The sequence below is a fragment of the Mesorhizobium sp. WSM4306 genome, from assembly GCF_007003975.1.
GTDB lineage: Bacteria > Pseudomonadota > Alphaproteobacteria > Rhizobiales > Rhizobiaceae > Mesorhizobium.
Genome location: NZ_VFTC01000039.1, coordinates 17,356 through 39,754 on the forward strand (window position 1 = coordinate 17,356; position 22,399 = coordinate 39,754).

14 protein-coding genes and 1 pseudogene are annotated in these 22,399 nt (G+C 63.1%); 7 read left to right on the forward strand and 8 right to left on the reverse strand.

The window, feature by feature from the left end:
- Positions 1 to 120 precede the first annotated feature (120 nt).
- Positions 121 to 2,490: an aminomethyltransferase family protein gene (locus FJV77_RS29465; protein ID WP_142869893.1), complete on the forward strand. Its 2,370-nt coding sequence runs from the start codon at positions 121 to 123 to the stop codon at positions 2,488 to 2,490.
- A 252-nt stretch (positions 2,491 to 2,742) separates the two neighbouring features.
- Positions 2,743 to 4,452, forward strand: coding sequence for an APC family permease (locus tag FJV77_RS29470; RefSeq protein ID WP_142869894.1), 1,710 nt, complete (start codon positions 2,743 to 2,745; stop codon positions 4,450 to 4,452).
- An 87-nt stretch (positions 4,453 to 4,539) separates the two neighbouring features.
- Here the strand turns inward: FJV77_RS29470 and FJV77_RS29475 are convergent, their stop codons facing one another.
- From FJV77_RS29475 to FJV77_RS29500, 6 genes are all read right to left on the reverse strand, one after another.
- On the reverse strand, positions 4,540 to 5,895 hold the full coding sequence (locus FJV77_RS29475; protein ID WP_142869895.1) for an LLM class flavin-dependent oxidoreductase: 1,356 nt from the start codon (positions 5,893 to 5,895) through the stop codon (positions 4,540 to 4,542).
- A 214-nt stretch (positions 5,896 to 6,109) separates the two neighbouring features.
- Entirely contained in the window at positions 6,110 to 7,603 is a 1,494-nt protein-coding gene (locus FJV77_RS29480; protein WP_142869896.1) for an aldehyde dehydrogenase family protein, read from the reverse strand.
- 117 nt (positions 7,604 to 7,720) lie between these two features.
- Complete coding sequence (locus FJV77_RS29485; protein ID WP_142869897.1) at positions 7,721 to 10,861, reverse strand: efflux RND transporter permease subunit; 3,141 nt, start codon at positions 10,859 to 10,861, stop codon at positions 7,721 to 7,723.
- 251 nt (positions 10,862 to 11,112) lie between these two features.
- On the reverse strand, positions 11,113 to 12,252 hold the full coding sequence (locus FJV77_RS29490) for an efflux RND transporter periplasmic adaptor subunit (RefSeq protein WP_142869898.1): 1,140 nt from the start codon (positions 12,250 to 12,252) through the stop codon (positions 11,113 to 11,115).
- Positions 12,253 to 12,307: 55 nt separating this feature from the next.
- Entirely contained in the window at positions 12,308 to 12,913 is a 606-nt protein-coding gene (locus tag FJV77_RS29495; protein WP_142869899.1) for a TetR family transcriptional regulator, read from the reverse strand.
- Positions 12,914 to 13,358: 445 nt separating this feature from the next.
- Complete coding sequence (locus tag FJV77_RS29500) at positions 13,359 to 14,999, reverse strand: acyl-CoA synthetase (RefSeq protein WP_142869900.1); 1,641 nt, start codon at positions 14,997 to 14,999, stop codon at positions 13,359 to 13,361.
- 191 nt (positions 15,000 to 15,190) lie between these two features.
- On the opposite strand from FJV77_RS29500, the gene FJV77_RS29505 reads away from it, so the two are divergent.
- The 5 genes and pseudogenes from FJV77_RS29505 (at position 15,191) to FJV77_RS29525 (ending at position 20,206) form a co-directional block, all read left to right on the forward strand.
- The gene (locus FJV77_RS29505; RefSeq protein ID WP_142869901.1) at positions 15,191 to 16,162 is read left to right on the forward strand and encodes a sugar-binding transcriptional regulator; all 972 of its coding nucleotides are present in this window, start codon (positions 15,191 to 15,193) and stop codon (positions 16,160 to 16,162) included.
- 94 nt (positions 16,163 to 16,256) lie between these two features.
- A complete protein-coding gene (locus tag FJV77_RS29510; protein WP_142869902.1) occupies positions 16,257 to 18,311 on the forward strand; it encodes a bifunctional aldolase/short-chain dehydrogenase in 2,055 nt (684 codons plus the stop codon).
- A 213-nt stretch (positions 18,312 to 18,524) separates the two neighbouring features.
- Positions 18,525 to 19,592: a D-alanine--D-alanine ligase family protein gene (locus FJV77_RS29515; protein WP_142869903.1), complete on the forward strand. Its 1,068-nt coding sequence runs from the start codon at positions 18,525 to 18,527 to the stop codon at positions 19,590 to 19,592.
- Between the two features lie 82 nt (positions 19,593 to 19,674).
- A complete protein-coding gene (locus tag FJV77_RS29520) occupies positions 19,675 to 19,932 on the forward strand; it encodes a type II toxin-antitoxin system RelB/DinJ family antitoxin (protein ID WP_142869904.1) in 258 nt (85 codons plus the stop codon).
- Between the two features lie 50 nt (positions 19,933 to 19,982).
- Positions 19,983 to 20,206 (forward strand): annotated as a pseudogene (locus tag FJV77_RS29525) (type II toxin-antitoxin system YafQ family toxin).
- 78 nt (positions 20,207 to 20,284) lie between these two features.
- Here FJV77_RS29525 and FJV77_RS29530 read toward each other — a convergent pair.
- Both FJV77_RS29530 and FJV77_RS29535 read right to left on the reverse strand, forming a co-directional pair.
- On the reverse strand, positions 20,285 to 21,334 hold the full coding sequence (locus FJV77_RS29530) for a substrate-binding domain-containing protein (RefSeq protein WP_142869905.1): 1,050 nt from the start codon (positions 21,332 to 21,334) through the stop codon (positions 20,285 to 20,287).
- 47 nt (positions 21,335 to 21,381) lie between these two features.
- The gene (locus FJV77_RS29535) at positions 21,382 to 22,377 is read right to left on the reverse strand and encodes an ABC transporter permease (RefSeq protein WP_142869906.1); all 996 of its coding nucleotides are present in this window, start codon (positions 22,375 to 22,377) and stop codon (positions 21,382 to 21,384) included.
- Between the last annotated feature and the right edge of the window lie 22 nt (positions 22,378 to 22,399).

Here is a 22,399-nt window from a genome sequence, read left to right on the forward strand (position 1 = left end):
AATCCGAAGCGACGCGCCCGAAAAGCTACCTTCGCCTTGCCAAACGCAACCGCGCTGCTATTCTTGCTGCTAAAATAATTTCACACACAGGCAAACTTGTTTCTCGAAACCCGAGTTGAGATGAGCCAGTCGCCCTACCCTGCCGTGACAGCCGGACCGCCCCGGCCAAGCCTTATCCTCAGGCCGGGCCAGGTCGCGTTGCCGCCGGGCATGGAGCGCTACACGATCCAGGGCAATGGCGCGGTGCTGATCGACGTCGAGGCCGGTGACACCATCACCGTGCGCAATGTCGAGGGCGGCCAGGCCTGCGAGTTGCTGGCGTGGGACAAGAGCGGTGTAAGCGATCCCGGCATTCTCGGTGAGAAATCCAACAGCAATGCCGCGGGCATCAAGGCTCTGCTTGTGGATGGCGATGATAGCCTCGCTTCCGTGCGCCGCGGCCTCGAGCGCCGGCAGGTGCAGATCGACCAACCCAAGGCGGTGCGCGTCTTCAGCGGTTCGACGCCGGCGGGTACGGAACAAGCCTTTGCAGCCCAGCGCGATGGTGCGTTGCTGATTGCAGCGCCCGGCGGGCCGATGCTGGTTGACGGCCATGACACGGCAACGCCGCTCACCGTCCTTGTGCGCCGCGCCACGGTGCGCCTGAAATCGAAGTCGCAGCTGGCCGATCCGCTCGCCGATCCCGTGCTCGACCTGCGCGTCCATTCGGCAACCGCCGAATCCTATTTCGTCAAGGCCGGCGACTATCTGCAGATCATCGATGTCGACGGCCGCCAGTGCACCGACTTCCAGTGCTTTTCGGCGCGCAAGCTGGACAAGGGCCGCGACCATCCGCTCGACGTGACGACGACGCGCACGCTGATGGGATCGAGCTATCCGATGCCCGGCCTGCACTCGAAATATTATGACCAGGACATGGAGCCGCTGGTCGAGGTGGTGCAGGATACGTGCGGCCGGCACGACGCCTTCGCGCTGGCGTGCGCGGCCAAATATTACGACGACATTGGCTATCCCGGCCACACCAACTGCTCGGAGAACTTTAATCGTGCGCTGGCCGATAAAGGTGTCAATCCTCGCGCGGGCTGGATGGCGATCAACTTCTTCTTCAACACGGCGATCGACGCACATGGCGTCATGGTGTCGGACGAGCCATGGTCGCGGGCTGGCGACTATGTGCTGCTGCGAGCGCTCACCGACATCGTCTGTGTCTCCTCCGCCTGCCCAGACGACACGACGCCGGCTAATGGCTGGGATCTCACCGACATACATGTGCGGACCTATTCCGGCCAGCACAAATTCTCGCGAGCGATCGCCAGACGCATGACGCCCGATTCGGAACCCAAGATGACCCGCGAGACCGCCTTCCACTCATCCTTCGCCAAGCACACCCGCAACTTCGCCGAATACAGGGGCTATTGGCTGGCCAATTCCTTCGCCAAGGAAGGACCGATCGCCGAATACTGGGCCTGCCGGCAGGATGCGGTCATCATGGACCTGTCGCCGCTGCGCAAGTTCGAGGTCACCGGCCCGGATTCCGAAGCGCTGCTGCAATACGCGCTGACCCGTGACGTCAAGAAACTCGGTGTCGGCCAGGTCGTCTATTCCGCCATGTGCTACGAGCATGGCGGCATGATCGACGACGGCACGCTGCTGCGGCTCGGCAAGGACAATTTCCGCTGGGTCGGCGGCGACGACCTGTCCGGCGAATGGCTGCGCGAGACGGCGAAGAAACTTGGCCTCAACGTGCTGGTGCGCTCGTCCACCGACCAGATGCACAATGTCGCCGTGCAAGGACCGAAGAGCCGTGACATCCTCCGCGATGTGATCTGGACCTCGCCGCTGCAGCCCTCCATCGACGAGCTCGAATGGTTCCGTTTCGCGGTCGCGCGCATCGGCGGCGGCAACGGCATCCCGGTCGTCGTCTCGCGCACCGGCTATACCGGCGAGCTTGGCTATGAGATCTGGTGCCATCCGCGCGATGCCGAGAAAGTTTTCGACGCCATCTGGGAGGCCGGCCAGCCGCACGGGCTGAAACCGATGGGCCTGCAGGCGCTCGACATGGTGCGCATCGAGGCCGGGCTGATCTTCGCCGGCTATGAATTCTCCGACCAGACCGACCCGTTCGAAGCCGGCATCGGCTTCACCGTGCCGTTGAAGACCAAGACCGACGACTTCATCGGCCGCGAGGCTCTGATCCGGCGCAAGGAACATCCGCAGCACAAGCTCGTAGGCCTCGACATCGACAGCAATGTCGCCGTCGGCCATGGCGATTGCGTCCATGTCGGCCGCGCCCAGATCGGCGTCGTCACCTCGGGCATGCGCTCGCCGGTGCTGAACAAGAACATCGCGCTGGCGAGGCTCGACGTCACCCATGCGGCCATCGGCACCGAGGTCGAGATCGGCAAGCTCGACGGCCATGCCAAGCGATTGCCCGCGAAGGTGGTGGCCTTCGCCCATTACGATCCGCAGAAGACCAAGCCGCGCTCCTGACGATTGCTCCCAAAGCCTGACCGAACTGCTTCGCCGGCTGCTGCCGACGTCGTTTGGGTCCTGTTTCGCAAGCGTGATGTGCACGACATCACAAATCGCTTGACGCGAAAGCGCGTCGGATCAATGTTCACTGTTAAGAAAAAAATACGACTGAGTGGAAACACTCAACGTCGTCGAAATTTTGCCGGGGAACAAGCTTCGCAAAGCCGAGGCATCGCCGGCCGGGAACAGCAAAAAGGGGAATTCACTGACATGAGCACCATAAGCACGGCCCTCGAGCAGCCTGCCGAAAGCAAGCTGCTCAGGCATATCGACTGGCGCGGCGCCTTCTGGGTGGCGAGCGGCGTTCCGGCCCTCGTCCTGTTTTCGATCGGCGGCATCGCCGGCACCACAGGAAAACTGGCCTTCCTGATCTGGACGGTGTCCATGATCATGGGCTTCCTGCAATCCTTCACCTATGCCGAGATCGCCGGCCTGTTCCCGAACAAGTCGGGCGGCGCCTCGATCTACGGCGCGACCGCCTGGCTGCGTTATTCAAAGTTCATCGCGCCGCTGTCGGTGTGGTGCAACTGGTTCGCCTGGTCGCCGGTGCTGTCGCTCGGCTGTTCGATCGCCGCCGCCTATATCCTCAACGCGCTGGCGCCATTGCCGATCTTCAGCGAGACCTCGCCGGAAGTGGTCGCCTACATCGCCGCGCATGTCGGCACGGCGCCCGCCGACGCCATTGCCGCGGTGACCGCGGCGGCCACGCCGGCGATCCGCACCTGGACGCTGTGGAGCCACACGCTCGGCCCGGTGTCCTTCACCCTCAACGCCACCTTCTTCATCGGCGCTGTGCTGATGCTGATCATCTTCTCGATCCAGCATCGCGGCATTCTCGGCACCGCCAGCGTGCAAAAATATATCGGCTTGCTCGTCATCATCCCGATGCTGATCGTCGGCGTCGTGCCGATCTTCACCGGGCAGATCGACTGGGCGAACTTTTCGCCGCTGGTGCCGCTGGCCGCCGCCTACGCGCCGGAGCCCGGCTCGTGGAACGTTGCAGGCTGGACGCTGGCGCTAGGAGGCATGTTCATCGCGGCATGGTCGACCTACGGCTTCGAAACGGCTGTCTGCTACACCTCGGAGTTCAAGAACCCGGGCACCGACACGTTCAAGGCGATCTTCTATTCCGGCCTGCTCTGCATGCTCTTGTTCATCCTGGTGCCCTTTACCTTCCAGGGCGTGCTTGGCCTCAACGGCATGCTGGCGACACCGATCGTCGACGGCTCGGGCGTCGCCGATGCACTTGCCGGCATGGTCGGCGGGGGCGCGCTGATCCACAGCCTCCTGGTGATGCTGATGATCCTGGCGCTGGTGCTGTGCATCATGACGGCGATGGCCGGCTCCTCGCGCACGCTCTACCAGGGCTCGGTTGACGGCTGGCTGCCGCGCTACCTCAGCCACGTCAACGAGCATGGCGCGCCGACGCGGGCGATGTGGACCGACCTCGTCTTCAACCTGATCGTGCTGGCCATCGCCTCGGCCGACGCGACGAGCTTCTTCTTCATCCTTGCCGTGTCGAATTGCGGCTACATAATCTTCAACTTCCTCAACCTCAACGCCGGCTGGATCCACCGCATCGACAACGGCCACATCAACCGGCCTTGGAAGGCCCCGAGTTGGCTGCTCGGCGTCGGCGCCATCTTCGCCTATGTCAACGCCATCTTCATGGGCGCCGGCGCCAAGGTGTGGAACCCGATGGCGCTATGGGCGGGCCTGATCACCGCAGCGCTGATCATCCCGGTGTTCTGCTACCGGCATTACGTCCAGGACAAGGGCAAGTTCCCCGACCACATGCTGGCCGACCTCGGCATGGCGGGAGCCGACCTCTCGGTCAAAAAGGCCGGCATGCTGCCCTATCTGACACTGGTCGCCGGCGTGGTGGTGATGCTGCTGGCCAACTGGTATTTCGTCATCTGACGACGACGGTTTGAAAAGGAATGGGCGCGCTTCGGCGCGCCCATTTCTTTTTTGCACAAACGCATCCGAGTGTCTCAGCCAGCCTTGTCAACCGGCCTTGCGGATGGCCGCTTCGGAGCCTTCGAAGAAGCGGTTCGGCGGCCGCTTCAGGCCGAGATTCTCGCGCAAGGTCGTGCCCTCATATTCGCGCCGGAAGAGGCCTCTCCGCTGCAATTCGGGCACCACCTTCTCGGCGAAGTCGTCGAGACCGGCCGGCAGGTAGGGAAACATGACGTTGAAGCCATCGGATCCCTCGGCAAGCAGCCATTCCTCCATCGCGTCGGCGATGGTCTTCGGCGTGCCGACAAAGGCAAGACCGGAGTAACCGCCGAGCCGCTGCGCCAGCTGGCGGACGGTCAAATTCTCCCGGCGCGCCAGTTCTATGACGCGCTCGCGGCCGCTCTTCGAGGCGTTGGTCTCGGGGATTTCCGGCAAGGGCGCATCGGGATCGAAGCCGGAGGCATCATGCCCCAACGCGATCGACAGCGAGGCGATGCCGCTCTCGTAGTAGACCAGACTGTCGAGCTTCGCCCGCTTGGCCTGCGCTTCCTCGACATTGTCGCCGACGATAACGAAAGCGCCGGGCAGGATCTTGATGTCGTCACGCGAGCGGCCGAGTTTTTGCGCCCTGCCTTTGACATCGGCAAAGAAACGCTGCCCTGCGGCCAGATCGGAATGAGCGGCGAAGATGACCTCAGCCGTTTCGGCCGCCAATTGCCGCCCCGCCTCCGATGCACCGGCCTGGACGATAACCGGCCAGCCCTGCACAGGGCGGGCAATGTTGAGCGGGCCGCGCACCGAGAGATGCTCACCCTTATGGTTGAGCACATGCAGTTTGGCGGGATCGAAATAGAGCCCGCTTTCGGCGTCACGGATGAAGGCGTCGTCGGCAAAGCTGTCCCACAGGCCGGTCACGACATCGTAGAATTCCCGCGCATTGTGATAGCGCTCGTCGTGTTCAACATGTTCGTCGAGGCCGAAGTTCAGCGCCGCGTCGGGATTGGATGTGGTGACGATGTTCCAGCCGGCGCGACCGCCGCTGATATGGTCGAGCGAGGCGAAGCGGCGAGCGATGTGATAGGGCGCGTCGAAGGTCGTCGATGCCGTAGCGACCAGGCCGATATGGTCGGTGACGGCAGCCAGCGCCGACAGCAGCGTGAACGGCTCGAACGAGGTCACCGTGTGGCTGCGCCGCAGCGCCTCGATCGGCATGTTGAGCACTGCCAGATGGTCGGCCATGAAGAAGGCGTCGAACTTCGCCGCTTCCAGCGTCTGCGCGAAACGCTTCAGATGGGCGAAGTTGAAATTGGCGTCGGGATAGGCGCCAGGATAGCGCCAGGCGCCGGTGTGAAGACTGACCGGGCGCATGAAAGCGCCGAGCCGCAATTGCTTGTTGTCTGCCATGGGATGATCACCTGACGTGGACGAGCGCGATCCTTTGTTGGAGCATGATCTCTGGGCAAAACGGTTCCCGTTTGTCCGGCAAAAACCGGTACCCACCTTTTGGGATCATGCCCGCGCTCCGATATGCGACCCAAGATCGGACGGCTTTGCCGTCCTGGAAAGGAATTCTGTTTTGCGAAACCCTTGTTGCGGAGCATTTTCTGACCGGGGCCATTCAATCTATTTTGATGAACACGCCCTTGGTGTTGAGATACTCGCCGAGGTGCTCGGCGCCGCCCTCGCGGCCATAACCGCTCATCTTGTAGCCGCCGAAGGGCACTGCCGGGTCGATGGCGTGATAGGTGTTGACCCAGACCGAACCGGCGCGGATCTTTCGCGAAAGCTGGTGCGCTGTGGCGACGTTTTGGGTGAACACCCCGGCGGCAAGGCCGTAGGGCGTGTTGTTGGCGCGCTCGACGGCTTCGTCCAGCGTGTCGAAGGGCAGCGCCGAAATGACAGGACCGAAGATTTCCTCACGCGCAATCTTCATGTCGTCGGAGACACCGGCAAAGACGGTGGGCGCGACGAAGTTGCCGGCGGCGAGCGCGCCCTCCGTGAGGCGGGTACCGCCAGTGACCAGCCTTGCGCCCTCGGCCGCGCCGGCTTCCAGGTAACCGGTCACGCGTTCGAGCTGCCGCAGCGAAACCAGCGGGCCGATCTCGGTTGCCGGGTCGATGCCGTCACCGATCCTCAGACCCTGGGCGTAAGCGGCGAGCCGCGCGACGAACTCGTCATGGATGGAGCGCTCGACGAACAGGCGCGAGCCGGCGATGCAGATCTGGCCGGAATTGGCGAATACCGACATCGCCGCCACCGGGACGGCCTTGTCGAGATCGGCATCGGCGCAGACGATGACCGGGGACTTCCCGCCCAACTCCAGCGAGACGCGCTTCAGATTGCCGGCTGACGCCCGCACGATCGACTGGCCGGTCGCGGTCGAACCGGTGAAGACGACCTTGTCGACACCCAGATGCTCGGCAAGTGGCGCACCCGCCTCGGCGCCGATGCCGGTGACGATGTTGACGACGCCCGCGGGAACGCCGGCCTCGTTCATGATGTCGGCGATCAACAATGGCGTCAGCGGCGCCTCTTCCGACGGTTTCAAAACGATGGTGCAGCCGGTGGCGAGCGCCGGGCCGATCTTCCAGATCGAGGCCGCAGTCGGCGCGTTCCACGGGATGATGGCGCCGACGACGCCGACCGGCTCCTTAAGGGTGAAGGAGACGATTTCGCCGGCCAGCGAATTGTCGATGGTCTCGCCATGCAGCACTGTGGCCATGCCGGCGTAATAGCGCAGCATGCCGATGACGCGGTTGCGATTGGCGCGGGTGCGCACGATCGGCATGCCCATGTCCGTCGTGTCGGAGCGGCTGATCTCTTCCCAATGCTTTTCGAAGAGGTCTGCGATCTTCAGCAGCAACACCTGCCGTTCATAGGGTTTGAACCGGCTCCACGGCCCGTCGAAGGCTTTTCGGGCCGCAGCGACGGCGAGCTCGATGTCCTGCCGCTCGCCGCGCGGCACGGTGGCTAGAACCGCGCCGGTTGCCGGATTGCGGGTTTCCATGGTCTGGCCCGAGCGGGCATCGACCCAGGCGCCGTCGATGAACATCTGCCGATGGCGTCCGTCGATCGGCAGGCGCAGGGCGATCGAGGTCTGGGCCAGGGTCATGATCATCCTCCACGCAACATACGGGGCATCATGGCCATCAGGACGCCACAACGCCGCACGTCAAACGTACGGCGTTGTAGCATTTTTCCAAGGGCGCATCCTATGCGCCAGCAACGGTTACTCGGCGGCCAGGGCCAGTTGCGGCCTCTCATTGTCCTGCACCGCCTCGCCCGCCGGCTCCTTTGCCTTCTTCGGTTCACGGCCGAAGAACAGCGCATAGCCGGCCGGCAGCACCAGGATGGTGAGCACGGTGGCGACCAGGATGCCTCCCATCATGGCATAGGCAAGCGGGCCCCAGAACACGGCGCGCGAGATCGGGATCAGCGCCAGCACCGCCGTCATCGCGGTGAGCACGATCGGCCGGAAACGGCGCACGGCCGAGCCGATGATCGCCTCCGATCGGTCCATGCCTCTGGCGATGTCCTGGTCGATCTGGTCGACCAGGATGATCGAGTTGCGCATGATGATGCCGAGCAACGCGATGACGCCGAGAATGGCGACGAAGCCGAACGGCGCGCCGCTGATCAAAAGCGCCGCCGCCGCACCGATGATGCCGAGCGGGCCGGTGGCCAGCACCAGCATCGCTTTGCCGAAATGCTGCAGCTGGATCATCAAAAGCACGACGATGATGGCCAACATAACCGGCGCCTTGGCGGCGATCGAGGCCTGGCTTTCGGCGGAATCCTCCGCACCGCCCTGGATCTCGATCTTGTAGCCGGGGGCGAGGCCGGCGCGCATGCCCTGCATATCGTTGTAGAGCTTGGTGACGACGTCGTTCGACTGCACGCCGTCCGGCAGCGTGGCGCGCACCGAGATGGTCGGCAGGCGGTCGCGCCGCCATTCGACGCCCTGCTCGAGCACCGGCACCACCTTGGCGACCTGCGACAGCGGCACGAAGCCACCGAAATCGGTCGGGATATAGACCGAGTCGACCGACGACAGCAGGTTGCGGCTGGCATCCGGTTCGCGGGCGACGATGGACACCGTCTCCTCGCCGTCGCGGAAGTCATCCAATGACGCGCCGGACATCGACGCCTGCAGCATCTGGCGGATGCGCTGCGAGGTGACGCCGAGCGCCCGGGCGCGATCCTGATCGATGACCAGCTTCATCGCCGGCACCGGCTCCAGCCAGTCGTCATGGACTGCGGCGAGCAGCGGATTTTCGGCGAACTTGGCCTTCACCTGATCGGCGAGGCGGCGCACTTCCTGGCGGTCAGGACCCATGACGCGCATCTGCACCGGCCAGCCGGTTGGCGGACCGAGGAACAGGCGGTCGACCTTGGAACGGATCGAGGGGAAATCCTGCGCGAGGATTGAGCGCAGCTTGAGGATCAGCCGCTCGCGCGCCGGCTCGTCATTGGCCATCACCAGGAGCTGGGCATAGTTCGGATTGCGCAATTGCTGGTCGAGCGGCAGGAAGAAGCGCGGCGCGCCCTCGCCAATATAGGTGGCGATGAAGCGCTTGTCCTTGTCATCCATCATCCTCGATTCAAGCGCCTTGGCCTGCGTCTCGACCTCCTTGATCGAGGTTCCCTCTGGCAGCCAGAGATCGACCAGGATTTCGGGACGCGACGACTGCGGGAAGAAGTTCTGCGGGATGAACTGGAACGCCCACAGGCTGGTGGCGAAGGTGACCAGCGTCATCACCAGAACGATGATGCGATGGCGCACCGCCCAGCCGACCGTGGCGCGCAGCCGCCGGTAGAAGCTGGTGTCGAAGGCATCGTGATGATTGCCGGCATGCTTCCTCTGCTTGAGGATCATGTAGCCGAGCCACGGCGTGAAATAGACAGCGACGAACCAGGACACGACCAGCGCGATGCCGACGACATAGAACAGCGTGCGCACATATTCGCCGGCGGTCGAGGCGGCGAAGCCGACCGGGATGAAGCCGGCGGTGGTGATCAGCGTGCCGGTCAGCATCGGGAAGGCGGTCGAGGAATAGGCGAAGCTCGCCGCCTCGATCTTGACCAGCCCCTCCTCCAGCTTGCGCTCCATCATCTCGACGACGATCATGGCGTCGTCGACGAGGAGACCCAGCGCAATGATCAGCGCGCCGAGCGAAATGCGCTGCAGATCGATGCCGAGCTCGTACATGATGGCGAAGGTCGCTGCCAGCACCAGCGGAATGGCGATGGCGATGACCAGGCCGGAGCGCCAGCCGATCGACAGCAGCGAGACCGCAAGCACGATCAGCAGCGCTTCGCCGAGCGCCTCCATGAACTCCTTCACCGCATCGCGCACGACTTCCGGCTGGTCGGAGATCTGGTCGACCGAAACGCCGTAAGGCAGCGCCTCTTCGAAGCGCTTGTATGTCGCCTCCACGTCCTTGCCGACATCGGTGACGTTGAAGCCCTTGGCCATGACGACGCCGACCTGGACGCTTTCGTGGCCGTTGAAGCGGTATTTGCGCTGATAGGGATCCTCGAGGCCGGAGGACACGGTGGCGATGTCGCCGAGACGCGTCACCTGACCGCCGGCGCGCAGCCGCAGTTCCCTGATGTCTGCTGCCTTGGTGACGTCGCCTTCGACCGAGATGCGCACCGAGCGCAGGCCGGTGTCGACGGAACCCGCCGGATCGACATTGTTCTGACCCTTGATGGCGCTCTGCAGGTCGGTCAGCGTCAGCCCGCGTTCGGCCAGCGCCTTGGACGAAATGTCGATATAGATCTTCTCCGGCTGGTCGCCGATGATGACGGCCTTCTCGACGCCCGGCGTCGTCAGCAGCATGTCGCGCGCCTGGATGGCGAACTTCTTCAGCTCGGGATAGGAGTAGCCGTCGCCGCTGATCGAATGCAGCGTGATGAAAGTGTCGCCGAACTCGTCGTTGAAATAGGGCCCGAGCAGGCCTTGCGGCAGGTCGCCTGAGATGTCGCCGACCTTCTTGCGCACCTGGTAGAAGGCGTCCTTCACCTCCTCGGCATTGGTGTCGCCCTTGATCTGGACGGTGATGATGGCGCTGCCGGCGCGGGTGTAGGAGCGGACGAAATCGAGATGCGGCGTTTCCTGCAGCTTGCGCTCGATCTTGTTGACGACCTGATCCTCCATCTCCTGGATCGAGGAGCCCGGCCAGATCGCCTGGACGACCATGACGCGGAAGGTGAAATCGGGGTCTTCCTTCTGGCCCATGCGCATCAGGCCGAGCCCGCCGGCAATGATGATCAGGCCGAACAGGAAGCGCGCGATGGAGGGATGGCCGATGGCCCAGCGCGAAAGATTGAAAGGCCGCTTTTCACTGCTGTCGTTGGTGGTGGTCATCGGCGTCAGTCCAATTCGTTGATCGTGAGCGCATACCGTTGGCATGCGGCTTCAGGGAATTCCGATGCTGGCTTCCGGGCGGCGAGGCTTTCCGAGCGGGAGAGACTCTCATCGCGGTGGGACGCGTGGATCGATGCGGGGGAACTCGACCTTGGCGTCTCGACCATCGGGCACTCGCCGCCCGGAAACCTTGAATGCTTCACCAGCCTTTTCGCCGAAGCGACGATCAAGCCGGCTTCATGCGCCTGCCTTCAGCGCAGGGCCTTTGCGGCGTCGCCTTCCGCGGATGCGGCCTGCACCGCATCGCCGGTCAGCTTGACCTTGAGATTCTCGGTCATGAATTGAGTGCCGGCGGCAACGACGACATCACCCGGCTTGAGCCCGTCGGCGACACTGACGCCGTCGGCGGTAAACTCCGCTACCTTGACCGAGCGCTCGTGCACCGTTTCGCCGGCGCGATCGACGGTCCAGACAATCTTGCGACCATCCTTTTCCGCCAGCGCGCTGAGCGGGATCGACACCATCTCCTGCTTCTTGGCCACCGAAGCCTCGATGTTGGCGGTCATGCCGAGCAGCACGCGCGGATCGTCGGGCAGCGAGACACGAACGGCAAAGGTGCGCGACTGCTGGTCGGCGCTGCCGGCCACTTCGCGAACCTTGCCGGAGAGCTTCAGCGCATCGTCGGACCAGAAGCTGGCCGTGACATCCTTGCCTGGCTTGAAGGCGGCGATGTCCATTTCGGGAACCGCGATCAAGACTTCCTTTTCGCCGTCGACAGCAACTGTCATGACCGGCGTTCCGGCGCCGACCACCTGGCCGACATCGGCAGAGACTGCAGTCACGATGCCATTCTCGCTCGCCTTGAGATCGGTATACACGACCTGGTTCTGCGCTTGTGAAAGGGTCGAACGGGCGGCATCGCGCGTCGCCATGGCCTGGTTGTAGCTCAGCGTCGCCTGCTCGAGCTGCGACTTCGAGGTGAAGTTCTTGGCAAAAAGCTGCTCGGCGCGCTTGCGGGACAGATCGACCGTCTCGACCTGGCGCTCGGCGGCATCGAGGCTAGCCTTGGCGCTCTTGACCGAAAGCTCGTAGTCGGTGGAATCGATACGGGCGAGCACATCGCCCGATGTCACATGCTGGCCGATATCGACAAGGCGCTGGGTCACCTTGCCCGAGATGCGAAAGCCGAGATTCATTTCGGTACGGGCGCGCACCGAACCGGAATAGGCGAGTTCGCGGCTGTTTTGCGCCTGGCCGATCTCGACCACCTTGACCGGACGAATGATGTCCTGGACTTCGGCCTTTTCCTGGCTGCAGGCGGCGAGCCCGAGCGTGGCGACGATCAGGCCGGCGGCCGGCAGCTTGCGTAGGATGGAACTGGACAAAGACACTTTTGTACTCCCGACTGGAGATGAATGGTCGACACCGGCGCCCGGCAGGCGGCGGTTATTTCAGGGCTTTGATGGCGTAATCGATGAGGTCGTCGGGCATCGCCCGATTGGTCTTGGCAAGGCACTGCGCCACCATTTGCGGGTGGCACAGAATGACGGTGGCGGCGCCGAAGCAGCGCGATGCGATGACCGGATCCTGTTCCCGGAACTCGCCGGCCTCGATGCCTTGACGGATCACCTCGGCAAACAGGTCGTGAATGCTGTCGACATGCTTGTCGATGACGCCCCAGTCGCGCTCGAGCGCGACGATGACCATCTCGTGGACCTTCTGGTCGTCGAGCATGACTTCCAGTGTCATCTTGTACTGCGCATGCACATAGCGACGCAGCCGTTCCTCGGCGCTGATCGGCAGGTGGCAGATCGCGTAGGCCATATTGTAGCTGGCGAGGAGCATCCGGCCGCAGACAGCCTGGTGGATTTCGACCTTGGAGGCGAAAAAACGGTAGATGTTGGCCGGCGACATGCCGAGTTCGCGGGCGATATCGGCAACATTGGTCTTGCCGTACCCATAGTGGCGGAACAAGCGCTCGGCGCAGTCGAGAATGCGCGTGACATTCTCCTGGCGGGCGGCGTCGACCATAATGCTGGCGGCTTCGGACATTAGCTCTCTGTCAATTAACGAGTGACGAATTTCAATTTTCGTCAGTCGTAAATTGAAAAGAGGGAGGTGTCAATGCGGATTCGACGTACGCGTATAATTGGTGACAGATGGTGACAGTGGGCGGAGCGTGCTGCCTCGGGCGATGATTGGCGGCCGCCTTATGAATTCGTCATCTTAGGGCGAAGCAAGGAGCGTAGCGACGCAGCGCAGACCCTAGGATCCATGCCGGGACGTCGGTCAAAAAGTGCTACGGATCAATAGCTTACGCTGGCCACACCAAGTCGCCATCCGCAGCAGCCATTCTCGCCCGCCGGAACACGGCCGCAAGGTCACGGCATGGATCCTAGGGTTTCCGCGACGTCGCTTCGCGACTGCTCCACCCAGGATGACGAAGTCGCGGAGGCCCGCGGCAAATTGTCGAAGCTGTGGCGAAGTGCCTCGCGACCTAAGCCCCCTTCGCCATCTCGCGCAGCCGGAACTTCTGGATCTTCCCCGTCGATGTCTTCGGGATCTCCGCAAACACCACCGCCTTCGGCACCTTGAAACGGGCAAGCAAAGCGCGGCAGTGCTCGATGATCTCGGCCTCGCTCGCCGCCTTGCCAGGCTTCAGTTCGACATAGGCGACTGGCACCTCGCCCCATTTGTCGTCGGCCCTGGCGACGACACCGCAGGACGCTACAGACGGGTGCTTGTAGAGCGCGTCCTCGACCTCGATCGACGATATGTTCTCGCCACCGGAGATGATGATGTCCTTGGAGCGGTCCTTGAGCTGGATGTAGCCGTCGGGATGCATGACGCCGAGGTCGCCGGAATGGAACCAGCCGCCGGCGAAAGCCTCGTCGGTCGCCTTCCTGTTCTTGAGATAGCCCTTCATGACGATGTTGCCGCGGAACATGACCTCGCCGATGGTCTCGCCGTCGGCCGGCGTCTCTTGCATCGTTTCCGGATCCATCACCGTCAGGCCTTCAAGTGCGGCATAGCGCACGCCTTGCCTGGCTTTCTTCTGCGCCTTCGATCCCTTGTCGAGGTCGTCCCACGCGCCATGCCATTCGTTGACGACCGCCGGGCCATAGGTCTCGGTCAGGCCATAGAGATGGGTGACGGCAAAGCCGGCATCGGCCATGCCCGACAGCACGGCTTCCGGCGGCGGCGCGGCCGCCGTGTTGAAGGTGACGGTCTGCGGGAAGTGGCGCTTGTCCTCATCCCTGGCGTTGATCAACACCGACATGACGACCGGCGCGCCGCAGAGATGAGTGACGCCGTGATCGGCGATGGCATCGTAGATCGGCTTCGGCCGCACCCAGCGCAGGCAGACATGGGTGCCGGCCTGGACGGCGAGCGTCCACGGAAAACACCAGCCATTGCAGTGGAACATCGGCAGCGTCCAGAGATAGACGGCGTGCTTGGCCATGCCGGCATGGATGGTGTTGGTGTAGGCCATCAGGGCAGCGCCGCGATGGTGGTAGACAACGCCCTTCGGATTGCCTGTCGTGCCTGACGTGTAGTTGAGCGAGATCGCGTCCCATTCGTCGTCAGGCATCGACCAGGCATAGTTCTCGTCGCCGCCGGCGACGAAATCCTCATAGTCGATCGAGCCGATGCGCTCGCCCTTTGGATAGGATGCGTCGGCGGCATAGTCGGGATCGTCATAGTCGATGGCCAGCGGCTTGACCTTTGCCAGCGCCAGCGCCTGTTTGACGACGGCGGCAAATTCGCGGTCGACGATCAGCACTTTGGTCTCGGCATGGTCGAGTTGGAAGGCGATGACGGCGGCGTCGAGGCGGGTGTTGAGCGAATGCAGCACCGCCTTGGTCATCGGCACGCCGAAATGCGCCTCCAGCATCGGCGGCGTGTTGGACAGCATGACGGTTACTGTATCGCCCTTGCCGATGCCGTGCTTCGACAGCGCCGAGGCGAGCTTCAGCGAGCGCCGCCAGAAGTCGCGATAGGTGATGCGCTGGCCGCCATGGATGATGGCGACATGGTCGGGATAGGTCCTTGCCGCGCGCTCCAGATAGGTGAGCGGCGTCAGCGGCTGGTGGTTGGCGGCGCTCTTGCCGAGATCCTGATCGTAGGGATTGCCCATCCCGTTCTCCCCGAATTTTCTTTTGTTGAGAACTTCTAACCACACGTTCCGGCCACGTCACCATCAGCGATTCCCGACTGGGCACATTTGGCGCAATGATTATCCAGATTCGACGGGCAAGAAGGCATCGTGTACCCATGCCAGTTTGACTTTTGTCGAGAGCCGTGAATAATGTCAGCCGAGGAGACGGCATGGCGATCCGACCGGCAGAACAGCTTATCCACAAGGCCGCATGGCTCTATTATGCCCATGGCCTGCGCCAGGACCAGGTCGCAAGCCAGCTTAACATTTCCCGCGCCTCGGTCGCCATGTATCTGCGCAAGGCGCGCGAGACCGGCATCGTCAACATTTCGACCTCGACGCAGCTGTTCACCGACGACGTACTCGCCCGCCAGCTTGAGGACGCACTCGAACTCGACGCCGTCTGGATCGCGCCAGAGAACGACTATGTCCTCGATCCATCGACAGACATTGCGGTGCTGGCGGCGAGCGTCTTTCTCGAACTGGTCAAGAAGGGCGACCGCATCGGCGTCGCCTGGGGCCGCACCGTCTACACCATCGCCGACATCATGTCCTATGCCGACCTGCAGGATGTCACTGTGGTGCAGCTCTGCGGCAATCTCGGCGCGCCCTATTCCTACCGGCCAGACCAGTGCACGATGGAGATCGCCCGCCGACTCAACGCCAAGGGCCTGAATTTCTACGCGCCGCTGGTGCTGACGACGGAATTGCTGGCGCATGGGCTGCGGGCCGAGCCGGTGATCCGCGAGCAATTGGCCGATATCGGCAATTGCGATCTGGCGCTCTATTCGGTCGGCACCGTCGACGCCGACAGCCACGTCGTCAAATGCGGCGCGCTGAGCCCCGGCGAGATGGGGGTGTTGCGTGAGGCGGGTGCGGCCGGCGTCATCGCCGGCCAGATCATCGACGCCGCCGGCAAGGCGCTCGACTGCAGCTACAACCGCCGCGTCATCTCGGCCTCGCTCGCGTCGCTACGCCAGATCGAAAAACGCCTTATGGTGGTGCAGGAAGACAGCAAGTTCCAGCCGCTGCTGGCGGCACTCGCAGGCGGTCTGTGCACGCATCTGGTCGTGGGCGCCAGCATGGCGCGCCGGCTGCTCGACCATGCCGGAGCCAGTGCGGGGGCAAAAAAGGCTTCCTGACAAACGAAATCCCTGCAGCCGGCGCATTGTCATTAAGGCGTCGCGGCATTCCTGTTCACAGCAACATCAAAGACAGCAAAGCGGACATAGCGACATGAAGAACCTTTGGAATGATGGCGAGGCGGAAAAGCTCGTTGCCGACTATGCGAAAAAGGGCGTTGCCCGCGACCTCGCGCTGCGCGTCTACACGACCCGGCTGCTCGGCGGCGAGCCGCGGCTGGTGCTGCATGGCGGCGGTAACACCTCCTGCAAGACCAAGGCGACCGACCTCGTCGGCGACGAGTGGGATGTGCTGTGCGTCAAGGGCAGCGGCTGGGACATGGGCGTCATCGAGCCGCAAGGCCTGCCGGCGGTGAAGATGGGCGCGCTCTTGAAGGCGCGCGCGCTGGACAGCCTCGCCGACGAGGACATGGTGGCGCTGCAGCGGGCTAACCTGATCGATCCCGCCTCGCCCAACCCTTCGGTCGAGACGCTGCTGCACGCCTTCCTGCCACACAAATTCGTCGACCACACCCATTCGACCGCGATCCTCGCCATCGTCGACCAGGAAGACAGCAAGGCGCTGATCAAGACGGTGTTCGGCGACAGAATGGGTTACGTGCCCTACATCAAGCCAGGCTTTGACCTGGCCAAGGTGGCGGCCGACGTTTACGACGCCGACCCCGGTGTCGAAGGCCTGATCCTCGACAAGCACGGCATCTTCACCTTCGGCGACGATGCCAGGCAGGCCTACGACCGGATGATCCATTATGTGAACGTCGCCGTGGATTATGTGGCGAAGAACGGCAAGCCGCAGCCTGCCAAGGCAGCGCTGCCGGCAAAGCTCGCAACGCCGGCTGCCATCGCACCGACGCTGCGCGGCGCGGTGGCGGTGTCGCGTGGCGAAGGCCGCTTCGATCGCATGATCAGCGATTTCCGCACCTCGGACGCGATCGTCGATTTCATCAACTCGGCCGGCATTGCAGACTATGCCGCGCGCGGTGTGTCGACCCCCGATCTGTCGATCCGCATCAAGACCGGGCCGATGGCGGTGCCGGCGCCGGACGCCGACAAGGCCGGCGACTACAAGGCCGTCATCAAAAGCCATGTCGACGCCTTCGCCAGTGACTATCGCGCCTATTTCGAAACCAACGATGCGCTGGACGACGTCAAGCGCACCATGCTCGACCCGATGCCGCGGCTGACCCTGGTGCCGGGCCTCGGCATGTTCGGCCATGGCCGCACGCTGAAGGATGCGAAGATCGCGTCCGATGTCGGCGAGATGTGGATCGAGGCGGTGCGCGGCGCCGAGACCGTAGGCAGCTTCCATCCGCTGTCCAAGGCCGACCTCTTCCCGCTCGAATACTGGTCGCTGGAACAAGCCAAGCTTGCCTCGAACAAGCCGAAGCCGCTGACCGGCCAGGTGGTGCTGATCACCGGCGGCGCCGGCGCGATTGGCGCAGCGACGGCCAAGCTTTTTGCCGCCAACGGCGCGCATGCGGTCGTCGTCGATCTCGACGCGGCAAAGGCAGCAGAAGCTGCCAAGGCGGCCGGCAACAATTCGATCGGCGTCGGCGCCGACATCACCGACCCCGCGCAGATGCGTGCGGCCTTCGACAAGGCGGTCGCCGTCTATGGCGGCGTCGATGTCCTGGTCTCCAATGCGGGCGCAGCCTGGGAAGGCCGCATCGGCGAACTCGACGATGCACTGCTGCGCAAGAGTTTCGAGCTCAACTTCTTCGCCCACCAGTCGGCGGCGCAGAATGCGGTGCGCATCATGCTGGAACAAGGCACGGGCGGCGTGCTTTTGTTCAACACCTCCAAGCAGGCGATCAATCCAGGCCCGAAATTCGGCGCCTACGGCATCCCGAAAGCGGCGACGCTGTTCCTGTCGCGGCAATATGCGCTGGACTACGGCGCCTATGGCATCCGTTCGAATGCGGTGAACGCCGACCGCATCCGCTCCGGCCTGCTGACCGACGCCATGATCGCCAACCGCTCCGGCGCGCGCGGCGTGTCGGAGAAGGAATACATGTCCGGCAATCTGCTCGGACAGGAAGTGACGGCCGATGATGTGGCGCAGGCCTTCCTGCACCAGGCGCTGGCCGAGCGCACCACCGCCGATGTGACCACCGTCGACGGCGGCAACATCGCGGCGGCGCTGCGCTGAACATAGTCCTGGAGCGGTTCATCGTTTCACCAACGGCGAGCCGCTCCGGTCTTGACGGACTCCAGGCGGAAAACCGCTTTCGCACGTCGTGCTGAAAAACTGCTCGAACCGGTCAAAATCCCACTCCAATCCTTCGCTTATTGCTCGACCAGTTCTGGGGGCGCCTGGTGTTTCGCATGCAAGCCCCCCAACTAATCCTTGGTGGAGTAATCGATGGCAGCGAAAAGACTACGTATCGGCGTGCTGTTTGGCGGGCGCTCCGCCGAGCATGAGGTTTCGCTGCTTTCGGCAACCAATGTCATGGCCGCGCTGGATCCGGCGAAATACGACGCCGTTCCGATCTTCGTCACGCGCGAAGGACAATGGCTGCTGAGCCGCTTCAAGGACGGCGTGCTGGCGACGCCGTCTGACGGCACGCAGGTCTGCCTGGTGCCGGGCGGACATGGACAGATGCTGGCGATTCCCGCCAAGGGCGCGCCTCACGACCTGCCCGCCATCGATATATTGTTTCCAGTGCTGCACGGCCTGCATGGCGAGGACGGCGCTGCGCAAGGGCTGGCCGAGGTGGCGCGCGTGCCGCTCGCCGGCTGCGGCATCCTTGGTTCCGCCACGGCGCTCGACAAGGACATCGCCAAACGGCTGCTGAAGGCGGCCGGCGTGCCCGTCGCGCGCTCGGTGACGATCGAGGAGGGTGCAGCGCCTTCGCTCGCCATACTGGAGGACCAGCTTGGCCTGCCGCTGTTCATCAAGCCGGCGCGGCAGGGCTCGTCGGTCGGCGTCGCAAAGGTCAATGGCAGCCAGGAATTCGAGCGGGCGTTGGCGGAAGCCTTCCAGCACGATCGCAAGCTTCTGGCCGAGGAATTCATTCGCGGCCGCGAGATCGAATACAGCGTGCTGGAGAACCCGGTGGGCGAACTCTTCGTCTCGCGGCCGGGCGAGATCGTGCCGGCGGAAAGCCACGGCTTCTACAACTACAATGCCAAGTACATCGACGAGAATGGCGCGGCATTGATGGTGCCAGCCGAGCTGCCGCCGGAGGTCGAGGCAGCCATGCGCGCCATGGCGGCAAAGGCTTTCCGAGCCGTCGGTTGCGACGCGATGGCGCGCGTCGACTTTTTCCTGATGCCGGACATGACGTTCGTCATCAATGAGCTCAACACCATCCCCGGCTTCACCGACATCAGCATGTACGCCAAGGCGATGGCGGCAAGTGGCGTCAGCTACCCGGAGGTCATCGACCGGCTGGTGGCGCACGGGCTGGCGCGCGCCGGGCGGACATGATGAAGGCCAGCTTTAACTGCAGTCCCGCTTGAAATTGCCAAACTTTGTAGCTACATTGTGGCTCCATAAAAGGAGTCACGACATGGCTACTGATACAGTAGTTCGCGCTCGGATAGATGCCGCGACAAAAGATCAGGCGACTGAGGCGTTGGCGGCGATGGGATTGTCCGTCTCCGATGCCATTCGCCTGCTTCTGGTGCGCGTAGCCGCTGACAAGGAATTTCCCTTTCCCGTGAAAGTGCCCAATGCAACCACGCGAAAGGCCATGGCCGAGTTGGAAAAAGGCAAAGGCAAGCGCTTCTCCTCAGCTGACGAGTTGTTCAAGGATCTTGGACTTTAGGTATGCCAGTTCCCATTCACTCCGGGCAATTTCGCCGGGACGTGAAGCGCATGGAAAAGCGCGGCAAGAACCTTGGCAAGTTGCGCGATCTGTTAGGGCTGCTCATCGCCGGGCATGACCTGCCGTCGGCGTATAAGGACCATCCTCTGAAAGCGACTGGAAAGGCTTTCGGGACGCCCATATCGAACCGGACTGGCTGCTGATCTACCGCGTTGTCGGCGACGAACTGCAGCTTGCCCGCACAGGTTCGCATTCCGACCTGTTCAACGAGTGAACTCTATGGAAAAGCCGCCCGCAGCGTTCTGCTGCAAGCGGCTTCGTATCAATTCCACCAGACATAGAATGCCGAACGCTACTTCGCGTTCGGGTTGGGCATCCAGGCCGGCATGGCGACATCGGCATGGGCGAATTGCGGCAGCTTGGCCGACAGGTCTTCCATGTTCTTGATGTCCTTGTCGATCAGGTCCTTCTGGGTGATCAGCGTCGGCGGCACGATGACGCTATGGCCGGGATCTTCACCGGCGAGCAGCTGTGCCAGCGCGCGCACCGAGACCTGGCCGACGACGGCCGGATTGGTAGCGGCGGTCGCTGCCCAAGCACTGTCGGTTTCGCGCATGGCGGCGATATCCGAGGTCGAAATGTCGGCCGAGTAGATCTTGATCTTCTTGTTCAGCCCCGCCTCGTCGACGGCGATCTTCACACCCTTGGCGAATTCGTCATAGGGGGCGAACATCACGTTGATGTCGGGATGCGCCTGCAGCACCGAGCGCGCCTGGTTGGCGACGGAGTTGGCGATCGGGTTGTCGAGCGTGCCGAACATCGCGACTTCCTTGATCCCGGCGTATTTCTTCTTCACGTCGACCCAGGTCTCGTTGCGGCGGTCGAGCGGCGCGATGCCGGCGACATAGACATAGCCGGCGTTCCAGCTCTCGCCATCGTCCTTGACCGCCTGTTCGAGCGCGAGGCGGGCGAGATCCTTGTCCGACTGTTCGACCTGCGGGATCTTGGGGTTTTCGACATTCACGTCGAAGGCCACGACCTTGATGCCGGCGTCGACCGCGCGCTGGGCGGCGTCCTTCATCGATTCCGTCAGGCCGTGCTGGATGATGATGCCCTGCACGCCAAGAGCGATGGCCTGGTCGACCATGTCGGACTGCAGCGCCGCATCCTGACGGCTGTCGAGCACGCGCAGGTCGATGCCGAGCGCCTTGGACTGCGACTCAACGCCCGAGAGATAGGCCTGGAAGAAATCGCCGGTCGAGAGATAGCGCACCAGCGCGATCTTGACGCCGGGCTTGTCGAACGGCGCCGGCTTGTCGGCGGCAAATGCCCCCGGCATCAGCATCGTTGCGCCGGCCAGTCCGAGCGCGACTTTCCCCAGAAGTCTTCTTGTGATGTTCACGTTGTTTCCTCCACTTTGTTGAACCCAAAAACCTTTTCCGGCCGAGACTATCTTCTGCCCCTGCCCGAGAGGGCGAAGGTGAAGACAAGGGCGACGACCAGGACCACGCCCTTCACAAAATCCTGCGTGTAGTAAGGCGCGTTCATCATCGTCAGGCCTTGCAGCAGGATGCCAACGAACAGCGCGCCGACGGCGGTGCCGAAGGCATTCGGCTTGGCGGCGCCGAGCACCGCGTAGCCGATCAGCGCCGCGGCAACCGCATCGAGCAGCAGATTATTACCCGAGGCGATGTCGCCGCGTCCAAGCCGTGCGGCGAGCAAAATACCGCCGATCGAGGCAAAAACTCCTGAAATGACGTAGGCCCAGATTTTGTATGCCTTGACAGGCGCACCGGCGAGTTCGGCGGCACGTTCATTGGAGCCGACGGCATACATCATGCGGCCGAAACGCGTGTATTCGAGGAAGAACCAGATCAGCACGGCAAGCACGATGAGCACGACCACCGAGACCGGGATGAGGTTCGGAATGAAGAAGTCGAAGCGGTGGCGGCCAAGCGCCAGGAAGGCGTCGGCAAATTTGCCGTTGGCGACCGAACCATCGGGCATGGTCATGCCGGTGGCAATGGAGCGGCCTTCGGTCGGGATGCGCTGCAGGCCGACGAGCAGGAACATCATGCCGAGCGTCGCCAGGAGATCGGGCACGCGCATATAGACGATCAGCCAGCCATTGATCAGGCCGACAATGGCGCCAATGAGCAGGCAGACGACGACGGCGACGACGACGTTCTGCTCCAGCACGACCATGACATAGGCCGCCGCCATCATGGCCGATGTAGCGACCGACCCGATCGACAGGTCGAAGCCGCCGACGACAAGCGTGGCGGTAACGCCGAGCGCCAGCACGCCGGTGATGGCGACCGACTGGAAGATGAAGACAGCACTTTGCGGCGAGACGAACCCGTCGGCGGCGATGGCGAAATACGCTATCAGGCCGAACAAAAGCACGATGAACCCATAGCGGATGGCGTAGTCGCGCAACGTCATTCAGCGCCCGCCGTCTTTACCC

Excerpts from the sequence above, each read along its gene's own strand:
- FJV77_RS29465 (WP_142869893.1), top strand. The coding sequence starts at position 121 with ATGAGCCAGTCGCCCTACCCTGCCGTGACAGCCGGACCGCCCCGGCCA.
- FJV77_RS29470 (WP_142869894.1), top strand. The coding sequence starts at position 2,743 with ATGAGCACCATAAGCACGGCCCTCGAGCAGCCTGCCGAAAGCAAGCTG.
- FJV77_RS29475 (WP_142869895.1), bottom strand. The coding sequence starts at position 5,895 with ATGGCAGACAACAAGCAATTGCGGCTCGGCGCTTTCATGCGCCCGGTC.
- FJV77_RS29480 (WP_142869896.1), bottom strand. The coding sequence starts at position 7,603 with ATGACCCTGGCCCAGACCTCGATCGCCCTGCGCCTGCCGATCGACGGA.
- FJV77_RS29485 (WP_142869897.1), bottom strand. The coding sequence starts at position 10,861 with ATGACCACCACCAACGACAGCAGTGAAAAGCGGCCTTTCAATCTTTCG.
- FJV77_RS29495 (WP_142869899.1), bottom strand. The coding sequence starts at position 12,913 with ATGTCCGAAGCCGCCAGCATTATGGTCGACGCCGCCCGCCAGGAGAAT.
- FJV77_RS29500 (WP_142869900.1), bottom strand. The coding sequence starts at position 14,999 with ATGGGCAATCCCTACGATCAGGATCTCGGCAAGAGCGCCGCCAACCAC.
- FJV77_RS29505 (WP_142869901.1), top strand. The coding sequence starts at position 15,191 with ATGGCGATCCGACCGGCAGAACAGCTTATCCACAAGGCCGCATGGCTC.
- FJV77_RS29510 (WP_142869902.1), top strand. The coding sequence starts at position 16,257 with ATGAAGAACCTTTGGAATGATGGCGAGGCGGAAAAGCTCGTTGCCGAC.
- FJV77_RS29515 (WP_142869903.1), top strand. The coding sequence starts at position 18,525 with ATGGCAGCGAAAAGACTACGTATCGGCGTGCTGTTTGGCGGGCGCTCC.
- FJV77_RS29520 (WP_142869904.1), top strand. The coding sequence starts at position 19,675 with ATGGCTACTGATACAGTAGTTCGCGCTCGGATAGATGCCGCGACAAAA.
- FJV77_RS29535 (WP_142869906.1), bottom strand. The coding sequence starts at position 22,377 with ATGACGTTGCGCGACTACGCCATCCGCTATGGGTTCATCGTGCTTTTG.